The following is a 19,009-nucleotide window of genomic DNA, read 5'->3' as shown; positions in this document are numbered from 1 at the left end:
AACAGATAATAATCAAGCCAAACTTGACCCACTAATACTCACTTGCCCTTGAGTCGACTAATAGACAAGTTTATTCCTTAATGCTTCGATACGGTTTAATGCGCTAGCGTATTCGATATCTTCAACTAATTCGACAATATTATCAACAAGTTCAACGAGATCACTTCCTCGGGTATATTCGAGTAACTGTGGTAATAAGTCTTCGACTTCTGCATCTTCTTTTTTAAGTAAGTCGACAATAGAATTTAACAGTACGAGTAGTAACTCTTTGTTAATGGCCTTTTTAGGCTCATCACTTAATAAATCTGTATTGCTATTAGTCAAGGTCGCTAAGGCTGATAATATCTTCTGGTGTTCTGTTATCAGTTGTCTCATGAGTGATAAACAGTTCTCAGGTTGCTCTTTTATTTTTCCTTCTAGCTCTGCTGATAACTCAGCTAAACAGAAGGCACCAATGTAAGCGGCATTAGATTTCAAAGAATGAACCATGCGATATAAACTTTCAACGTCTTTATCTTGGTAAGCTTGCTCTATTTTTTGAGGAATTTTTAGGGTACTTTTATGAAAGTCGATAACGAGTTTTTGATAAATATGCTGTCTGCCACCCATCGCCTGCAAGGCTTTCGCACTGTTTAAGCAACTCAGTTGTGCAATGCGATCCATTAATGTTTTTTCGGGGTTATCCGAAATCAACTCAGTAATATCAATATTTTGCTCTTTAATATCGACAGATTTGTTTACCACGGCATTAATTTTATCACTTAAGTATTTTGCCATTAAACTAAATAACGCGTTAGGGTCAATCGGTTTAGTGAAATATTCATTCATACCGGCTGCCAAACATTTATTGAGCTCATCTGGCATCGCGTGAGCTGTCATAGCAATAATAGGCAGCTTTTTAAATTGGGCTTGTTTTCTAATTTCTTGTGTGGCCGTTACCCCATCCATTTCAGGCATTTGAATGTCCATCAAAACTAAGTCATAACTTTTATTGGCTAATTTCTCTAAGGCGACAAGGCCATTTTCTGCAACATCAACATTCGCTTGGGTATCTTCTAAAAACCCTAAAACAACCTGTTGGTTTAACTCATTATCTTCAACTAATAATATGTCAGTTGTTGAAAAGTCCATTAAACTTGCATTTTTTATGCTGTAAAAGTCTTCATCAGGGGAGATTTTCAATACGTCCATCATCGCCTCTAATAGCAAGCTGGCATTAACAGGTTTCTCTAAGAAGCCATCAATACCCGATGAATGTGCTAACGGCATGGCATCACTTTTATCAAATGCCGTCACCATTAACACTGCTCGAACGTTATATTGATTTTTATCATCTTGTATCGCTTTAGCAAAAGCAATACCGTCCATTTTGGGCATACGCCAATCAGTAATAACCAAGTCATAAGATTTATGATTACTTTTTGCCGTTGCTAACAATGCTAATGCTGTTTCTGCGCTGGCTACGGCGGTAATTTCACAATGAAACTCTTGTAACAACTCAGTAATAACATTCAAGCAAAGCTCATTATCATCCACCACTAAAATATTAAGTCCTTTAATAGCGTCAATATTTATCAGCTCATTGCCCGGTAAATCGCTTTTTTCACAGACAATATTAAAGCTAAATTTACTGCCTTTTCCTAACGTACTCTCAACCCAAATCTCACCACCCATCAAACCACTTAACTCTTTACAAATGGATAAGCCTAAACCTGTGCCACCAAATTTTCGTGTAATTGAACTGTCTGCTTGGGTGAACGACTGAAAGAGGTTATTCATTGTTGATTGTTCGAGACCTATACCCGTATCACTCACACTAAATTCAAGCGTAAGCTGATTACTATCATCAGCCATTAATGACTGTTTAGCCAGACCGACCTCAATAAGGATATGTCCTTGTTCGGTAAACTTAATAGCATTACTCACTAAGTTAACTAAAATTTGCTGCAGGCGAACCGGATCAGACTTGATATGTTTTGGCACATCACTATGTACTTTAACAATAAGCTCTAAATCTTTAGCATGAGCACGCAACGCACAAATATTATTGGTTTTCTTAATTAAGCCACCCATATTCATTGTTACCGACTCTACTGACATTTTACCGGCTTCAATTTTGGAGAAATCTAGAATATCGTTAATTAGCCCTAAAAGCGCTTGAGAAGCGTCTTGGGTTTTGCTAATTAAGTCTTTTTGATGGGGATTTAAATCCGTTTTCAGCGTTAAATAACCTAAACCGATAATAGCATTCATCGGTGTGCGAATTTCATGACTCATTTTAGCTAAAAACTCACCTTTTGCTTGCATCGCATATTCGAGTTCAACGGTACGCTCAGCGACTTTCGTCTCTAAACTGCGGTTAATATCTAGCAAGGTTAAATGCGTTTCAACACGCGATAATAGTTCGTATTTTGAGATAGGTTTAGTTAAATAATCATTACCGCCAGCAGAAAAACTTTCAACTAAGTCAACGACTTGATTTTTAGCCGTTAAAAAGATCACCGGTAACTCATTAACTGAATATTTTTCTCGAAGTTTTCGACAGACTTCATAACCTGAAATTTTTGGCATCATGATATCAAGTAAAATTAAATCAAATGGGCGTTCCCCCGCCAACAAGCCTTCACTCGCTTGTTCAATAAGCGCTAAAGCTTGCTCACCACCTTGGGCTTGAAAAAGCTGATAATCCAGTGGCAATAAATAGTTATTTAAGACTTGACGGTTAATCGGATCGTCATCAACGATTAATACTCGAAAATCATTATTCTCCTTATTGGTCGTACTATTTTTCGGTGATAAAATATCAACAGGAAAGTAGTCAATAGTGTCATCTAGGGCCTGTAATCGTGATAACTGTTGCTTAGTTTGCTCATGGTTTACATCCCCCACGGCGATAAGTTCACTTAATTCACTATCACTTATATCGTAAATCGGAAGCGTGAAGCTAAATATGCTGCCTTTATTCTGTGTCGAGCTTACCGTTATAGTACCGCCATGTAACTCAACAAGCTGTTTAGAAACCGCTAAGCCTAAACCTGTGCCACTTGCGGCACGCGTCTCGTTACCCGTAACTTGTTCAAATGATTTAAAAATAGTCGCCAAATTTTCTGTTGCAATCCCAATCCCAGTATCACTGATATCAATACAAACAAATTGCTGTTCATCAGTACGGCTATTGCCCACTAATTGCGCAGAAATAGTCACTGTACCTGATGGGGTAAACTTAATGGCATTGCCAACTAAATTAAAAAGAATTTGCTGCAAACGGTCCTCATCAGCTTTGACCGCAGGGAAATCTTTAGCAATATTATTAATTAGTTCAATGTCTTTTGTTTTTAATGTGGCTCGAGATAAAGTAAAGACCACATCAACCATACTGTTAATATCAATTGCAGAGGTCTGTATTTGTAAACCATGATTTTTTAATTTTGAAAAATCTAAGATATCATTCACTAAGTTTGATAACCGTCGACCACTCGCCACCACCATGGATAGGTCATGATTCGCTTTTTCCGGCAACTGCCCAGCAACACCGTCAATTAATGACTCGGCTAAACCAATAATACCGTTTAAAGGAGTACGTAATTCATGGGAAGTATTAGCTAAAAATTCATCTTTTAATTTATCAACACGGGTTAAACGTAAATTAATGGCTTGCTCTTTTAAACGTTGGTAATTCAAACGATATATATAAGAGATTAGCGCGCCAATACCGACCATAAAATAAAAAGTAAACGCCCACCAAGAAAGCCATGGCGCTGGTAATACCGTAACGTTTAATGACTTCCCTTGTTCGTTCCAGTAGCCGTCACCATTACTGGCTTTTACCCGAAAGACATAATCGCCTGCGGGTAAATTGGTGTAAGTGGCTCGGCGATTTTTTGCATCGGTATAAACCCATTTTTCATCAAAGCCTTCAAGTGTGTAAGCATATTTATTACTCATTGGCTCAGAAAAGTGGAGAGCTGAAAATTCAAAAGTGATCAGTTTTTCAAGGTGAGTTAACGTTAGTTGTGTTAATTCATTGATGACGGCATCAAGCATAAATGGCTGTTCAGTTTTATTGCCACTTTCTTCATATGAGCCCACTTTAACCGTTTCGTTATGTACCAAAAAATTGGTTAGGACAATGTTGGGTAATCTGGTGTCGTCTTTAATATCTTGTGGATAAAAATGGTTATAACCATTAACACCACCAAAAAAAAACTCACCCGATTTGCTTTTATAATATGAAAGTGTGGCAAACTCCTTTGATTGAAGTCCATCGGTAACATCATAGTTTTTAAAATTTTCTGTTTCTGGATTAAAGTGTGACAAGCCATTAGTCGTACTCAACCATAAGTGACCTTGTTCATCTTCTAAGATGCCATAAATAGTAGAACTGGCAAGACCATGTTTTTCTTTATAATGGGTGAACTTTTCTGTTAATGGGTCAAATTTATTTAAACCATTTGAAGTCCCCAACCATAAAATACCGTCACTCGTTTGATGAATTGCATCAACAAATTGATTACTAAGGCTATTGTCATTTTTGGGGTCGTGCTTAAAGTGCGTAAAAGTATTCGTTTTAGGATCAAACTTATTCAAGCCACTAAACATGGTGCCGAGCCAAAGAAAGCCTTTATCGTCTTTATGTATCGCCCATATATTATTTCCTGACAAAGAATTTATATTGTTAGGATCGTGCATAAAGCGAGTAAACTTTTTAGTGCGCGTATCAAATTTATTGAGACCGCCCCCCCAAGTACCTATCCATAAAGTATGCTCATTCTCTTGAAAAATAGGTAGTATTTTATTATGGCTAATACTGTTTGGATCATCAGGATTATGCATAAAGCGCGTAAAAACTTTTGTTTTAACATCAAAAAGATTTAAACCACCACCAACGGTACCCACCCAAACACCTTGTTTTTCATCATTGATTAACCAAGTAACCGTATTCGATCCTATGCTATTATTATTGGTCGGATCATGTAAATATTGATGATATTCGCCTGTCGTTTTGTCATATTCATTTAACCCTGATTGATAGGTTGAAATTAATAATTTATCGGTAGAGTGTTCCAAAAAGTGAAAAAAAGCACCACCTTGTAAGTTATTATTTTTTGTAACATCTTGTACTGTATGGTTAAATTGTTCTCTAGATACGTCATATTTATCAATACCATTGATATATGTACCTATCCATAGGTTATTTGCATTATCATTAATAATGGCTCTGATATCATTGTCGATTAAGCTATCAGGGTTTTTCTTGTCTGATTGCAGGTGCTCAATACTTTTGCTGATGAGGTTATAGCGATAAAGCCCCTTATTCCTAGTCGTTATCCATAAGTCTTTATTATTCGGTAATAAAAATGAGGTAATATGGCTACTAGCAAGTTCATTAATTAATGTGTTGTGATCACTAAGCAAACCACTTTTCTTGTGGTATAAATACAAACCATTTTCAGTGCCCAACCATAATGTATTATCGTCATATTCGAAAAGGCTGGTGATACTTTGCTCTTTCAACTCTACTTTCACAGCGTTCAGCGTCTTAGCTTTCACATCAAAAAAACTAAGTCCACCTTGAGTACCCAGCCATAAATCATTGTTGCTATCTTCGAGAATAGCTTGAATATTGTTACGTAAGGCATTATTTTCTTCACTCTGGTGGGAGAATAGAACAAAACTTTCGCCATTAAATTTATTTAATCCATTTTTGGTGCCTACCCATACGCTACCAAACTTATCGGCAGTTAATGTTTGAACAATATTGTTACTCAAACTATTATTTTGTTTGTTGTCATGTAGAAACGTAGTAAATAACTCGGTACTTTTATTAAACCTATTTAAACCGTTTACTGTTCCAAACCATAAATTTTCATTGCTGTCTTGGGTAATCGATAAAACATTATTATTAGATAAACTATCAAGTTTATCGCTATTGCTGCGGTACACTTTAAATTGATAACCATCAAAGCGATTAAGACCATCAGTAGTACCAGCCCAAATAAAGCCTTGTTTATCGTGATAAAGAGCTTGCACTGATGCTTGTGATAACCCTTGGTCGCGAGAGAAGTGATCAAAACTATACTTCGAGTTTTCTGCATAGCTGTGTAGCGACGTAGCACATAATAGGATGAGGGAAAGTAATTGAATTAAGCAGCGCATTTGTTTCTTCTTTTTATAAATAATGATTCAAGTAAGCTGGTATGTAGCTTAAATATAAAGTTTGACATCAACAAGTTATAATTAAAATTATCACTTGACAAGAAATTCAATTAATTACTATGCTATTGCAGCTTTATTTCAATGTACTGGTATAAAGTAAGGTAAATAATACCTCTAATCTAAGGATAAAAATATGTCTAATAATAAAAGTAACGCAGATCATCTACATGACGCTGGAGTAGTGAACAAAGCAGAGCTAAGTGATGAACATCTAAAAGCCATCGATAGTTTATCAAAAGAAGAAGTTGCACAATTAGAGTCTATTCATAAAAGTGCGAACAAAGGCAATGATAAGCCTGTTGGCGTTATTGTTTAATGGAAAAAAAGAATACGTTAACGCATTATCAACGTTTAAATACAAACCTTTTGTTAATGAAAATGCGAGCAGGGGCTGTAAATAGTACTTTTACTCAACTTGCTTGTTACCCTGATGTTTGTATAGAACAAGCCATCGTAAATTATAAAATATCAACGACATCTACAGAGTTGATGAAAGAAGTTATTCGTTGCGCTAAATTACGACCTGAAGACCCTATATCAAAACCCCTTATTGCTTACATGGAACAACATATTCCTGAAGAGCTTAATCACGACGAGTGGTGCTTAGAAGACTTAGAAGTACTTGGGGTGCCCAGAGAGTCTGTTATCAATAAAATACCTTCAACCAATTTAGCCGCCTTAATTGGTTCACAATATTACTGGATCCGCCATGCTGACCCGATTGCCTTTATGGGATACTTGGCCTGTTTAGAGGTGAACCACCCTACCGTAGAATATGTTGAAACATTAATTGAAACTTCAGGTCTACCGGCAGCAGGCTTTAACAGTTTAATGCATCATGCCAAAGTTGATTCACATCATAAGCAAGATATTATCGATACGATAAACGCTTTACCATTAACGCAAGAGCAATATAAATTGATGGAACTAAGTGCTTTTCAGACTTATCGCTATGTCGCTTTAGTGATGGAAGATGTTTGTCGGGTAGCACCCGTTCAACAAAAAACGAGTACTTAATATCAAGGTTCGTTATTATTCTTTGTGGTAAGAAAAGTATTTATCTGATTATTTTTCACATAATTTGGTAACTGTTTTTTATATCCACTCACACGATGGCAACCGCCTTTGCTGCTTTATCTAAATTCAAATATCCTGAAGGATAATCTTTTACATCGGGTAATTTTGGCGTTTTCCCTTTTAATGCAAGTGCTAAATAACAGTGACTTAATGATAGCAACAATTTATTTTTTATCAGTATTGCTAATGCTTTATTCACGTTGATGTCATCATTAGGGAGTGCTAACTCGGCTAACTTACTGATCAAACGACTTTTTGACACTGGCTCTTCACATAATCTGTAAATACATGCTGTTAAACCTGATAATTGATGGGTAACGTTAGTAGCCACTTTACGGGTGTCAATAACAACAATATTTTCGCCTTGGTCGCTCATATAAAGTAAGGGTACTGAGCTACCACTCCACTGCTGTGACCATAGCGTAACTTGCTCTTGTAGTAACTTATGACCCGCTACATTGTGAACATTACCAACAGTTAAACTAAAAACAGCTTGATTTTTTGTTGATTTCTCATCAAAAAAATAGGCGATATTAGCAAGTTCATTCTCTGTTAAAGGATAAATATACTGATAACTTTGTAATGGTTCAAGCGTTAGGCCGTACTTTTTAGGGTCTTTAAAATAAGGGCTAAAGCGCGGATAGCGTATTTTAATCAGTTCATGATAAGGTGGTTGTAAGTGCATAATAAGCGGCAGTATTTTTGCCATTTCATCATACCAATGGTCTTTTTCATTTGGCGCTCCACATAACAAATTCCATGAGACCCTCACACCAAAATTTAAGCTCCATTTAAGTGCAGAAACATTTTGAATACCTGTAGCACCTTTAGCAACGAGCTTTAAAAAATCGTCGTGTAAACTTTCAAAGCCAGGTTGTATCCATTTTACCCCAGCATCAGCTAGTTGAGCGACATGCTCTTTTTTCAGGTTAGACTTTGTTTCATAAAAAATATTATATTTTTGTTCCTTACTTAATGCAGGTAGCACTGTTTTCATGTATTCCATCGGTAAAATATTATCAACAATTTCTAATTTATTAATGTTGTATTTTTGATGAAGCTCCTCAAATTCAGCTAATACTGCTGACGAAGACTTTGAGCGATGCGTCATGCTAACACCGTTTAAGCCACAAAAGGTGCAATGCTTTTTGGCTCCCCACCAGCATCCTCTCGAGGTTTCAGCTAACAACCCCGGATGAATACTTGCCGTTAAATCTAAATGATTTAACGTACTAAAATAGCTGTCGTAAATGGGGATACCTACCTGAGCCATATCTTCAATATAACCACGTGGTGGCTTGGTTGACACCTTGTTTTGTGAGAGCAATAAGTCATTATTTTTTTGGCAAATAAAACCATGCGGTAAGTTATGCGTGCCAATAAATTCATTACGCATCAGCTTATCAATGAACTTACCGATAACGTCGTCACACTCACCTGAAAAAACGTAATCAACCCACGGAAAAGACTCACTGATGGTTTGCCCCATAATACTTTCACAATTTGCCCCTCCCAGCATTGTTACTACATTGCTATTTTTTTCTTTGATCATGCGTAGTAACGCCAAAGAGGCACAATTTTGTTGGAAGGTAGAAGTACAGGCTACGACTTTCGGTGAGTCTGCTAGGATGCGATCAGCTAATTCAGCAATATATTGTTCCGCTTTATTTCTAGTGGATAAAAGTTGCTGTTTTATGATGTCGGTCAAATCAGTGAATAGCCCAAAGAAACCGTCGTCATCACGTTTTTTGTCCGGAAAAGCACCACGAGAAAATGTCCATTCGCCAATGAGATGTTCAAAAAAAGAGTTGTCTATTTGATCATAAAGTTCAAGGCCAATTTTTGTCGAGAATTCAACATTGCCATATATTGTTTCTACTTGGTGACCATATTTATTAATATAATTTTCAATAAGCCCCAGTGCTAGAGAAGGCCGAGTAATTGAAGAATACGGCATATTGATCAAGTAGATAGTTGAAAGCATGAAAGAGACAAGTCTTATTAAATTTAATTAAACGATATATTAACAACTAAAATTATTTTTCGCTTCCTTTAATATCTTTTGTATAAAGGACAAAGTTTGTACACTTTTATCGACCTAACAAAACAAATATTGTATCTTTAGTCATTGTTATTGTTTATAAAGTTAAAAAAGACATGGAAGCCTTGCATAAAAGAACCATACAACCTGATATCCATGATCATCGTGATCACCAATTTTGTCTGCATCACGGTGACAAATCGCCCCAGTACAGCCATATAACTTGCCCAATTAAATTAAAAGAGCAAATGGCTGAAGATATTCTCCCTATGGTAGATTTACGCAAGAGTCTTACCTCTGAGATAATTAACCAAGGCTTACTTAATTCATGTTCAGCCTGTGCTATTGCAGTAGCGGCTGAACTTTATTTAGTCAAAGATAATCAGCCTTTTATTAATGAGAACATCAGTAATATCGATGCTTCACAAATGTTCATTTACTACAATGAGCGCGTAATAGAAGATAAAGTTGATTTAAATGCCCCTGTTTTTATTCGTAACGGAATTAAATCTTTGTTTAAAAACGGCATTTGTTCAGAAGTCTCTTGGCCTTATCCTGAAACAACATTACCCAAAAGCATTAAAAATATTATTAGGACAGGCAGCGTTGCAGAAATTACAGCAGCGATAGCAAAAGCACTAAAAGACAATGAAACCGAATTACATGCTGCTATTTCACAAAGCCCCTCGATGCAGGCACTCACACAAGCAAAAAAACATATAATCAACCGTTATTGCAAATTAACCCTAGATAACGGTTTGCTAGACCTAAAAATGTCTTTGTCGAAAGGCTTTCCTGTTATTTTTGGCATGATGGTACCGAGAAGTTTTTATTTAACACCGGCGAGTGGTATTTTTACTATGCCTTCCCAAAATGAAATTAGGCTCGGTGGTCATGCCTTACTAGCGGTTGGATATAATGATGCCGCGCAGCACTTTATTGTTAGAAATTCATGGGGTGAAGAATTTGGCGACAAAGGCTATTGCTATATACCTTATGATTTTTTTATTGGTAAATATAACACCAATCAAATAAGTCAGCCTGAAGAGACACAAGATAACACCTTTAGCTTTTGGTGCCTGACTCATGACTAATTACTGGGTAACAAGTTATGAGTCATCGGTGTGACCATTTAATGGCATTAATCTTAGGTAGATAAACTTAGATACATAAACTTAGATACATTAGCCTAACCATCAATCAATACCGTTAATATTTGCGGATTATTGTGCAATGTTCGATGCACAGGACAACGGTCAGCTATTTCCATTAATCGTTTTTTTTCATTATCACTTAACGGCCCAAACAACTGAACTTTGCGAAGTAATGATTCTATCTTTTCATCATGCTCTGACGCTTTGTCTGCATCATTTAAATAATTACGCTCGTGGGATAAAGAAACTTCAACGTGCTGAAGCGGAATTTTTTTGTGGTCGGCATACATACGGATGGTCATTGCCGTGCAAGTACCTAGAGCAGCAAGTAAATGTTCATAAGGATCTGGACCTGAATTCTTCCCGCCTGACTGAGTCGGTTCATCCGCATACCAGTGATGGCTATCACTAAAAACTTCCTGCTGAAATTTGTGATCAAGCTCAGCAACCAAAACATGTCCCTTTGTAATGTTAACAGTCGAGATTTCAGGCGCGGGAAGATAACGACTCGCCCACCCTGAAATTGTTTGAGCAACATATTCACTATCAATTGATTTGGATAAAAGGTGATCAGCGGTATCTAGGCTAACAAAACTTTTAGGGTGTTTTGCCGCTTTGTAGATTTTCTCTGCATCTGAAATATCTACGGTTAAGTCAATCGGAGAGTGTAAGACCAATAAAGCTTTATTCAAGTGTTGTATATGTTCTGTCGTTTGATTACGTAAATCATCCAAAAATTGCTTCTTAATTGTAAATTCACGAGAACCTAAACTCACTTTCGCCGAACCGCTTTGTTCAATTTTATCAAGGTGTGCATCAAAGTTATGTATAACATGGCTTACCTCATATGGGGCACCAATCGTTACTACGGCTTTAACTTTTGGAAGTTGTGAAGCCATAGCTAAAACAGCCGCGCCACCAAGACTATGACCTATTAAAAGTTGAGGAGCTTGATAATTTTTTTCAAGGAAGTGAGCGGCTGACAGTAAATCTTCAGTATTGGATGAAAAATTAGTATTGGCAAAATCACCGTCACTATTTCCTAAACCAGTGAAGTCAAAACGAAAAACGGCAAAACCATGTTGCACCAAAAATCGACTAATACGCGATGCTGCCGCTATATCTTTACCACAAGTAAAACAGTGGGCAAAAAGTACATAGGCTCGAGTTTTTTGATCAGGTGTTTCTAACAAACCTGCTAGATATTGACCTTGGCTAGGAAATTCTACTTTTTTTCTCATCGGTTCTCTCCGGTGTGTTAATTAACGGCGTTAACTTACGTGCTATACGTAGATGACGTTAAGTAAGCAACAGTGGGTCGATAACCGCTTGCCAGTCGGTTAACCTTGATTGGTGATCTAACGGTACTTTACCAGCATTATTTATAAATAATGTTGGTGTTGCCCATACAGCCTTGGTGGCAGCATAACGAATAGGAGTACGAGCCTGGATGTAAGTATCGTTATTATTCATGCTGTTAATAAATTTTTCGCGGTCTACACTGGCATGCTCTTCAGAAAAATCGGCTATCAATTGAATTAAATCATAGTGAGACTTATGTAAAAACTTATCATTATAAAATTGTGCTTGTCGTTCAAATATAAATGTTGTGAAATCATAAAATTTACTGGCGTCACCCTGTGCTAACGCAAATAGCCCTAAACTCATATCCCAAGCCTGTCGGTGATTGCTAAGGGTGATTAAATGCACTCTAAGACTGACAGGCTTATCTTTATAATGTTTAGACACTGCCAGTAACGTTGGCCAGATAGTGCGAGAATGTGGGCATTGAATATCAATAAAAGCATCAAGAGTAATGAGTGCCGCTGCATCACCAAGAAGGAAACCGCTCGGGCGATGAGGAATAGGTATAGTCATTACAAATATTTCCCTGTATTACTTATCATTGATGATTATAGCTAAATAAATTACCTATGAGACTGTTGAAACTTTGCCATTGAATAACTGTTTTTCAACAAGTCGGTCTAATGCAAAGCGTCCACCATTAAAGATAACAACCAATGCGAGTAATACTCCCCATAATACATGTTCAGCATAGGCGACTGGCGCAATATCTTCTAAACTTATCACAGCAACAATATTAACAAAAAACAAACCTAAAGCAGAAAATCGACTCGCTAATCCAGCCATTAATAACAAGGGTAAAATAATTTCTGCACCCGTACCTAAATAAGCGGCTAATTCAAACGGTAGTACAGGTACTTGATATTCATATTCAAATAACATCAGTGTACTCTCCCAATCTCTGAGCTTCGTTAGTCCAGAGGCGAAAAAGGCCCAAGCAACATAAAAACGCGCAGCTAACAATGCGACGGGTTCTAACATACTAATTTTACTGGCAACATTACGATAAAAAAGGCTGGTTTGTAATAATAGATTTTGTAAAGTATCCATGGTTATTTCTCTTTAAAATAATAAATTAAGTTACGTTCAATAGCACTAATCAGCCATTGTTCAAATGAAAATTCGTTGTCATGATTTACTGCATTAAGGGCTTGTTCTAATGATTTACCAGCCAGTAAGTCATTGATAAAAAGACCTTCATTTATAGTTAATGTTGTTACTTTTGGCTGATATTCAGGACGGTAAACCATCACAAATTGTTCTAAAGGTTTTACTAATAGTGCTTGCTTTGCATTATTCATTGCCATTTTTCGTTGAAGTTCATCTTCATGATGGTGTGCATAAAAAATATCTTCTAATGGAAATGCTGTTTTCAACACGCGCACATTCTGATTAAATTCAATAAAAATATCCTTAGGTTCACTTTCACCAAGCACTTGCAATGACGTTTGTACCAAGGTCTGATCACGACCATTTAATGCACAATGAATGTGCCAATCTAGAGCAGAACAATCAGAAATATAAGGATAAATCATAGCTATTTTTGTTGTTTCTAAAAAGTGAGAAAAATTTTCTCCCCATAGAGCCCAGTCGCCTTGGTCTGGTGGCGATCTCCTTAAAAATTGATAAACTAGGTCTTCGCCAATATCACTATCTAACAATTCAAATACTGTTGGAAAACTAATCGTCAATGCTCGTTGAGCGTTAGCCAGTAGGTTTCGTCGATAAACAGTAATACCTTTAGCGTCAAAACCACATTGTTCTAAAACGGTTGAACCTTCATGCCAAATAACGTCTAGCAATGTTTGCTGGAGACTTTTATTGGGTTCATTTCTACCTCGTTCATTAATGCTTAGCTCAGTTTCAGGTTGTTCACTCATGTGCTCTTTCTCACTAATACCGCATGGGCAATATCACGCGCTTTTTTAGCTTCAGCAACCAGTACTGACCACTCGGGCAAATCGCTGTCCCATTCAATGAGTGTTGGCAGTGCCCCAAAACGGGTTAGCGCTTTTTTATAGCCTAACCAAACTTCATCAGAAACGGGGCAAGCATGATCATCAATGGTTAACTCTCCCACCAAAGGTATGCTACAACCGGCTAAGTGAATTTGTGCCACACTCGCCACGGGTAATTCATTAATATAATCAGCTATAGATTGCTGAATATCGCCGTTATCAAAATTTACACTATTAACGGCAATATTATTAATATCTAATAATATTTTTGCCCCCGTACGTTGATAGAGCTGTGTTAAAAATTCAGCCTCTGAAAGATGGCTTTCATCAAACTTTATATAAGCAGAAACATTTTCAATGATAAGTTCTCGCCCTAAAAAATCTTGTACTTTTTCAACTTGTTCACACATCGAGGCTAACGTCTGCTGAGTATGGGCAATCGGTAACAGATCACCACTGTGAATAACTTGCCCTTGTTGCTGTCCCCAAGTAAAACAGGCATGTTCAGACATAAGAAATGGGTCAATATTTTCCGTTAATTTTTTCAAACGATCCAAGTAATGCTGCGGAATGTTCTGTGCAGAGCCAAGCCCCATTGACGTTGAATGCAAACTAACTGGGTATTTCTCTCTAACTTGTTTAAGTACAGATAACGCAGCGCCGCCTTGACCAAAAAAGTTCTCCGAATGTACTTCAATAAAATCAACCTGTTTGGGCTGAGTTAGTATGTCGGTAAAATGAGGGTGCCTTAGACCAACGCCTATCATTACATTACTGTTGAATACCGACATACTCATTATTTAAGCGCCTTTCGTTGCTTTATAAAGCTTTTTAGCATCTGCTTTTGATAGTCCGCCAAGTGTTGAGCAAGTACCTTTAGTTACTAGCTTCCATTCACCTTTATCGTTATCAACCTTTGACTGACCGGCACATGAATGGGTACCCGCTAAATTTGCACAATCGTTTTGTGCCGCTTTTGCTACGCCATAACATTTTTCTTTCTTATCTGCTGCTTCTGCTGGTGCAACAATACCTGTCGAAATTACTGCAGCTAGTGCTGCACTTACTAATAATTTATTATTCATCATTTATCCTATTATTGTTTAAATGAGCAACTAGATCCGTTGCTCTAACCATTGTATTAATTGTTGTTGTGGTAAGCCACCTACACGCTGGTCAATAATTGCACTATTATTCACCAACATCAGCGTGGGTACACTACGTATACCATAATCAGCAGCTACACTTGCCATACTATCGACATCAATTTTAATCGTGTTAAATCTATTTTTCATCAGATCAGAGGCTCCTTCAACAATAGGAGACATTGTTTTACAAGGTCCACACCATGAAGCAGTAAAATATAACAGTGAATATTGATGCTGAGATAATAGATCATCAATTGAGTCATCTAATGTTAGTTGTTTCATCATCAAGCCTTACCTAATGGGTGAGTATTAGTCGTAAATTTTTTCAATTTGCGCTTCTGTTAACCCTTTAATATCGGTCCAATTAGTCTGAGCGGTTTCAATATAACCCGGAATATCTGTTACCCATTTTTTTTGCACGTCTTTATTGAGGTTTAAATATAATTTGTCACCACGGATATGCCAGGCCATCGGATCGGTATCAAATTTTTTATTCATCGTAACGCCAAAGGCACAGAAACCACCGTACTGTGGTGCATATTTACTTGGCTCAGATTTAAAAAGGTCACGGTTATCTGCCGTAGAAAACTGGTAAATAGCGCCGTTGTAAGCTGCAGTGAATTGATCTGAGCCTTTCGTTGGTGAGCCTTTAGTAAAATAAGATACCGTATCATAGCCTTTAATCGCTAAATCATTGCCATTGGCATTTACTTCAATATTCGCTGCAAAACTTAAACTGCTAACTAATAAGGCAGAAGTCGCAAAGGTAGATTTTATCAATGTTGAAATTTTCATTTTGTTGCTCCAGTAATTAATTTTTACTCTGTCATGTTCAAAGTTTGTTTATTAATAAGGATGTTTCCTTGGTTGATAATATAGGCCTTTCAATTACCTAAAAGGAATGAGATAGTCCTAACTTTGAACCCTATCGTCCAGAATAGGTATAAAGAGAGATAAAATGGATCAACTTTCAGTCATCTTGCAACGCTTTTCGATGAATACTGAGGTTTTCTTTACCGGAAATTTATGTGGTATTAGTAATTTTAATCGCGAGCAAAATCAGGGACACTTGCACTTACTTCGCAGTGGAGAGTTAACGCTGATTGATGAGCGGGGTAAACCTCAATTAATTAATGAACCGACCGTGTTATTTTTCCCAACACCTCATGCTCATCGTATTATTGGTAGTGAGCATAATCCTCCTGAATTAGTTTGCGCTAACATCATCTATAACGAAAGTTCCTCTAATCCCATTGCTAATGCTCTGCCTACGAGAATGTCCTTTACACTTGGCGAAGACGAAAAACTGAAACAAACTGCAGATTGGTTATTCGAAGAAGCGTTTCACGAACGATGTGGACGACTTCCTATGATTAATTCGTTAACCAATATCTTTCTTATTCATGTACTTCGCCATGTACTCGATAACAATATTATGCAGCACGGATTACTCGCAGGATTAGCCCACCCTCAAGTATCGAGGGTATTATTAGCTGTTCATGATGCGCCACAGCATCAGTGGAGCTTAGAAGAAATGTCTGAGCTTGCAATGATGTCCCGTTCAAAATTTGCAGATATTTTTAAATGTACTGTTGGTCAAAGCCCTGGAGATTATTTAATTGATTGGCGTATTGTTGTGGCTAAAGGCTTATTAAAACAAGATAAATCTGTGGCATTAGTGGCTAATGCAGTTGGTTATGAAAATGGCTCGGCATTAGCACGGGTGTTTAGAAAAAAATTGGGAATATCCCCAAAGCAGTGGCTTGAACAAACACGCTAACTTAATTTGACTATGTGACATGACTTACCTTTTCAACGCAGCCAAAATTGGCTGCTATTAATGAAGTTATCTTTAATAATAAAACCAGCTATTGAAAAATAAATTATAAATAAAAATTTATGCAATACTGATATATTTTTATTTAACCGCCAAACCGCGAACGAAAAACATTACAATTTTTATTTGCTTAAACACTTAGCTTCAATATGATCTATTGATGAGAATATAGCGGTATATGCAGGGAGATTTTTGGTGAAAGAACATTTAGTCAATAAAAGTAACGTTAGGCGACTAACAAGCGCTGATTTCGGTCAATTATCAAGTGGTGAATCGACACAACTTTTTACCCTGCAAAACAACCGTGGGACTCAGATCAGTATCACTAACTTTGGCGGCATAATCACCGCCATTAACACACAAGATAGCAAAGGTATTTTTGCTGATATCGTTTTAGGTTACGATAACATTGAAAGCTACGAACACGACCCTTATTATCTAGGTGCCATTATTGGTCGCTACGCCGGTAGAATTGAGCAAGGGACTTTCAGTATTGCTGATGAAACTTTTCAGCTGACCTTAAATGCTCCTGACAGCCAACTTCATGGAGGAAAAAAAGCCCTTAACAAGCAATTATGGCAAGCCAATACATTTCAAAATAACAGCTCGGCAAGTGTAGTGCTCACTTATACTAGCCCCGATGGCGAAGAAGGTTTTCCCGGCACCGTTACTTTTAAAGTAATTTATACTTTAGATGACGATAACCAATTCACCCTTGAATATTTTGCCCACACCGATAAAACTACTATAGTCAATTTAACGCAACACAGTTATTTCAACTTGGCTGGCCATGACAGTGGTAATATTTTAGATCATCAAGTTTATATTAATGCTAACCATTTCTTACCTATGTGTGAACGTGTCTATCCGACAGGTGAAAAAAGCCCCGTTGCTGGAACGGTTCATGATTTTACCAACGCTGCAGACCTACGCACTTTGGGCGATGAAATTAACGGTGAAGATGAACAAATAAAAATTGGCTTGGGTTATGACAATTATTGGCTTTTAAATAAAGAGTCTTTAGGGGGAGAAGTGCTTGCAGCACAAGCTGTCGAAAAATCCTCTGGCCGTTGCCTAAGTATTTATTCAGACCAACCTAGCTTAATTTTATATACCGCCAATTATATTGACGGTAGCCAAATAGGTAAAGACCATTGCCGTTACCAGCCACGCGCTGCACTTTGTTTAGAAACCCAACGCGCTAATAGTTTTCACAAGGGTTGCTCTATCGACAATGTACTATTGACCCCTGAAGCAGATTTTTATAGTAAGACTCGCTGGATTTTTTCTTGTCTTTAAAATGAAGATCACAGATAAAAAGGATCGGTGATCCTTTTTATCTGCTGGTAATTACTTAACGAAAAACATGATGAGTGCACCAGCCATTGCGCCAAATAACGCCGCAAATAATATTTGCATATTTGGGTTAAAACTATTGTCTTCTTCATCTGAAAACGCTTCATCAAGCGCTTCAAGTAAAACTATCTCAGTTTGTGCTATTTCAAAAACCGACGCGAGTCCAAGTACGGTATCTTGAGAAGCATTACCGTAACGTTCTACGCGTTGCACCGTTCTTAAGCTAATAGCGCAGGCATCAGCTAAATGTTGTTGGGTCCAGCCATTGGCCGTGCGAAGCTCTTTAATTTTTTTGGCATTAACATCCATCTTATTCACCAAACAACATAAATAAAACGTTAACGGCTAAAAAACCACAAAGTGCACCGGCTACAAAGCAACTTGGGATGAACCACCAGAGTTTATCTTTACTGAGTTGAAGACTTTTCTTTAGCGCTTTTTTAAGTGTTTTTACATGGACATCATTTTTGATTAACGTACAGTGAGTTTCACCGGTAAACATATTAACAACATGTAATTCAACTTCATAAGAGTCTCCACCAATAGAAAAATAATGAATTGATTTACGTCTAAACGACCATTTTCCAGAGACTAATACATCATCAACATAAAGTCGCTCTTTACCATTAACCGCTGAGCAATTTAAGTAAACCGTATGGTCACCTTCAATAAAGCTATAGTTGAAACCCTTGCGAAAACTTATCGTACCTTCCAAATCTCGTTTAGCCGTTGTCATATTCGGTGGTATATTTTTTTCTGAGTTTTTCTTTGTCGTGTTTTCTGCATTATTTTCCATGATGTTGCCTTAGTTAGTCTTATTGGTGTGAGGCCAGTAAAACTTTTTTCGGTAATAAAGT

General features: G+C 37.2%; 17 protein-coding genes. 5 read left to right on the top strand and 12 right to left on the bottom strand.

Annotated features, from left to right (window positions below; all coding sequences use genetic code 11):
• Positions 1-57: 57 nt before the first annotated feature.
• A complete protein-coding gene (locus tag H4J75_RS07380; RefSeq protein ID WP_182221762.1) occupies positions 58-6,156 on the bottom strand; it encodes a response regulator in 6,099 nt (2,032 codons plus the stop codon).
• Between the two features lie 193 nt (positions 6,157-6,349).
• Here H4J75_RS07380 and H4J75_RS07375 point away from each other — a divergent pair, with 193 nt between their 5' ends.
• Together H4J75_RS07375 and H4J75_RS07370 are read left to right on the top strand one after the other, a co-directional pair.
• A complete protein-coding gene (locus tag H4J75_RS07375) occupies positions 6,350-6,532 on the top strand; it encodes a hypothetical protein (protein WP_182213698.1) in 183 nt (60 codons plus the stop codon).
• Positions 6,532-7,233: an iron-containing redox enzyme family protein gene (locus tag H4J75_RS07370; protein ID WP_182221761.1), complete on the top strand. Its 702-nt coding sequence runs from the start codon at positions 6,532-6,534 to the stop codon at positions 7,231-7,233. The genes H4J75_RS07375 and H4J75_RS07370 overlap by 1 nt, the downstream gene beginning before the upstream one ends.
• A gap of 88 nt (positions 7,234-7,321) precedes the next feature.
• On the opposite strand, the gene H4J75_RS07365 is transcribed toward H4J75_RS07370, so the two are convergent.
• The gene (locus H4J75_RS07365) at positions 7,322-9,277 is read right to left on the bottom strand and encodes a RiPP maturation radical SAM C-methyltransferase (protein ID WP_182221760.1); all 1,956 of its coding nucleotides are present in this window, start codon (positions 9,275-9,277) and stop codon (positions 7,322-7,324) included.
• A gap of 173 nt (positions 9,278-9,450) precedes the next feature.
• Here H4J75_RS07365 and H4J75_RS07360 point away from each other — a divergent pair, with 173 nt between their 5' ends.
• Positions 9,451-10,428 (top strand): C1 family peptidase, encoded by a 978-nt coding sequence (locus H4J75_RS07360; RefSeq protein ID WP_182221759.1) that lies wholly within the window; start codon positions 9,451-9,453, stop codon positions 10,426-10,428.
• A 95-nt stretch (positions 10,429-10,523) separates the two neighbouring features.
• Here H4J75_RS07360 and H4J75_RS07355 read toward each other — a convergent pair whose 3' ends face one another.
• From H4J75_RS07355 to H4J75_RS07320, 8 genes are read right to left on the bottom strand one after another with little or no spacing between them, the layout of a single operon-like run.
• Positions 10,524-11,729, bottom strand: coding sequence for a bifunctional alpha/beta hydrolase/OsmC family protein (locus H4J75_RS07355; protein ID WP_182221758.1), 1,206 nt, complete (start codon positions 11,727-11,729; stop codon positions 10,524-10,526).
• Positions 11,730-11,787: 58 nt separating this feature from the next.
• Entirely contained in the window at positions 11,788-12,366 is a 579-nt protein-coding gene (locus H4J75_RS07350; RefSeq protein WP_182221757.1) for a thioredoxin domain-containing protein, read from the bottom strand.
• A 54-nt stretch (positions 12,367-12,420) separates the two neighbouring features.
• Positions 12,421-12,903, bottom strand: a complete 483-nt coding sequence (locus H4J75_RS07345; protein WP_182221756.1) for a DoxX family protein — start codon at positions 12,901-12,903, stop codon at positions 12,421-12,423.
• A gap of 2 nt (positions 12,904-12,905) precedes the next feature.
• Complete coding sequence (locus tag H4J75_RS07340; RefSeq protein ID WP_182221755.1) at positions 12,906-13,733, bottom strand: putative DNA-binding domain-containing protein; 828 nt, start codon at positions 13,731-13,733, stop codon at positions 12,906-12,908.
• Complete coding sequence (locus tag H4J75_RS07335; RefSeq protein ID WP_259364678.1) at positions 13,730-14,608, bottom strand: DUF692 domain-containing protein; 879 nt, start codon at positions 14,606-14,608, stop codon at positions 13,730-13,732. Before H4J75_RS07335 ends, H4J75_RS07340 begins: the two co-directional genes overlap by 4 nt.
• 3 nt (positions 14,609-14,611) lie before the next feature.
• The gene (locus H4J75_RS07330; protein WP_070375771.1) at positions 14,612-14,896 is read right to left on the bottom strand and encodes a DUF2282 domain-containing protein; all 285 of its coding nucleotides are present in this window, start codon (positions 14,894-14,896) and stop codon (positions 14,612-14,614) included.
• Between the two features lie 30 nt (positions 14,897-14,926).
• Positions 14,927-15,244, bottom strand: coding sequence for a co-chaperone YbbN (locus H4J75_RS07325; RefSeq protein WP_182213710.1), 318 nt, complete (start codon positions 15,242-15,244; stop codon positions 14,927-14,929).
• Positions 15,245-15,268: 24 nt separating this feature from the next.
• Complete coding sequence (locus tag H4J75_RS07320) at positions 15,269-15,754, bottom strand: YHS domain-containing (seleno)protein (protein WP_070375769.1); 486 nt, start codon at positions 15,752-15,754, stop codon at positions 15,269-15,271.
• Between the two features lie 163 nt (positions 15,755-15,917).
• Between H4J75_RS07320 and H4J75_RS07315 the strand changes: the two genes are divergently transcribed.
• Positions 15,918-16,739 carry an AraC family transcriptional regulator gene (locus tag H4J75_RS07315; protein ID WP_182221754.1) on the top strand — a complete coding sequence of 274 codons (822 nt, stop codon included), beginning with the start codon at positions 15,918-15,920 and terminating at the stop codon, positions 16,737-16,739.
• Positions 16,740-16,991: 252 nt separating this feature from the next.
• Positions 16,992-18,095, top strand: coding sequence for an aldose epimerase family protein (locus H4J75_RS07310; RefSeq protein WP_182213713.1), 1,104 nt, complete (start codon positions 16,992-16,994; stop codon positions 18,093-18,095).
• A gap of 51 nt (positions 18,096-18,146) precedes the next feature.
• Here the strand turns inward: H4J75_RS07310 and H4J75_RS07305 are convergent, their stop codons facing one another.
• Both H4J75_RS07305 and H4J75_RS07300 read right to left on the bottom strand, forming a co-directional pair.
• Positions 18,147-18,461 (bottom strand): helix-turn-helix domain-containing protein, encoded by a 315-nt coding sequence (locus H4J75_RS07305; protein WP_182221753.1) that lies wholly within the window; start codon positions 18,459-18,461, stop codon positions 18,147-18,149.
• A gap of 1 nt (position 18,462) precedes the next feature.
• Positions 18,463-18,948 (bottom strand): hypothetical protein, encoded by a 486-nt coding sequence (locus tag H4J75_RS07300; protein WP_182213717.1) that lies wholly within the window; start codon positions 18,946-18,948, stop codon positions 18,463-18,465.
• Positions 18,949-19,009 lie beyond the last annotated feature (61 nt).

Origin of the sequence: Colwellia sp. BRX10-1 (assembly GCF_014077545.1) — a bacterium.
Taxonomy (GTDB): Bacteria; Pseudomonadota; Gammaproteobacteria; order Enterobacterales; family Alteromonadaceae; genus Colwellia_A.
Note: the sequence above shows the minus strand (reverse complement) of the source record. Positions and strands in the feature narration are given on the sequence as shown.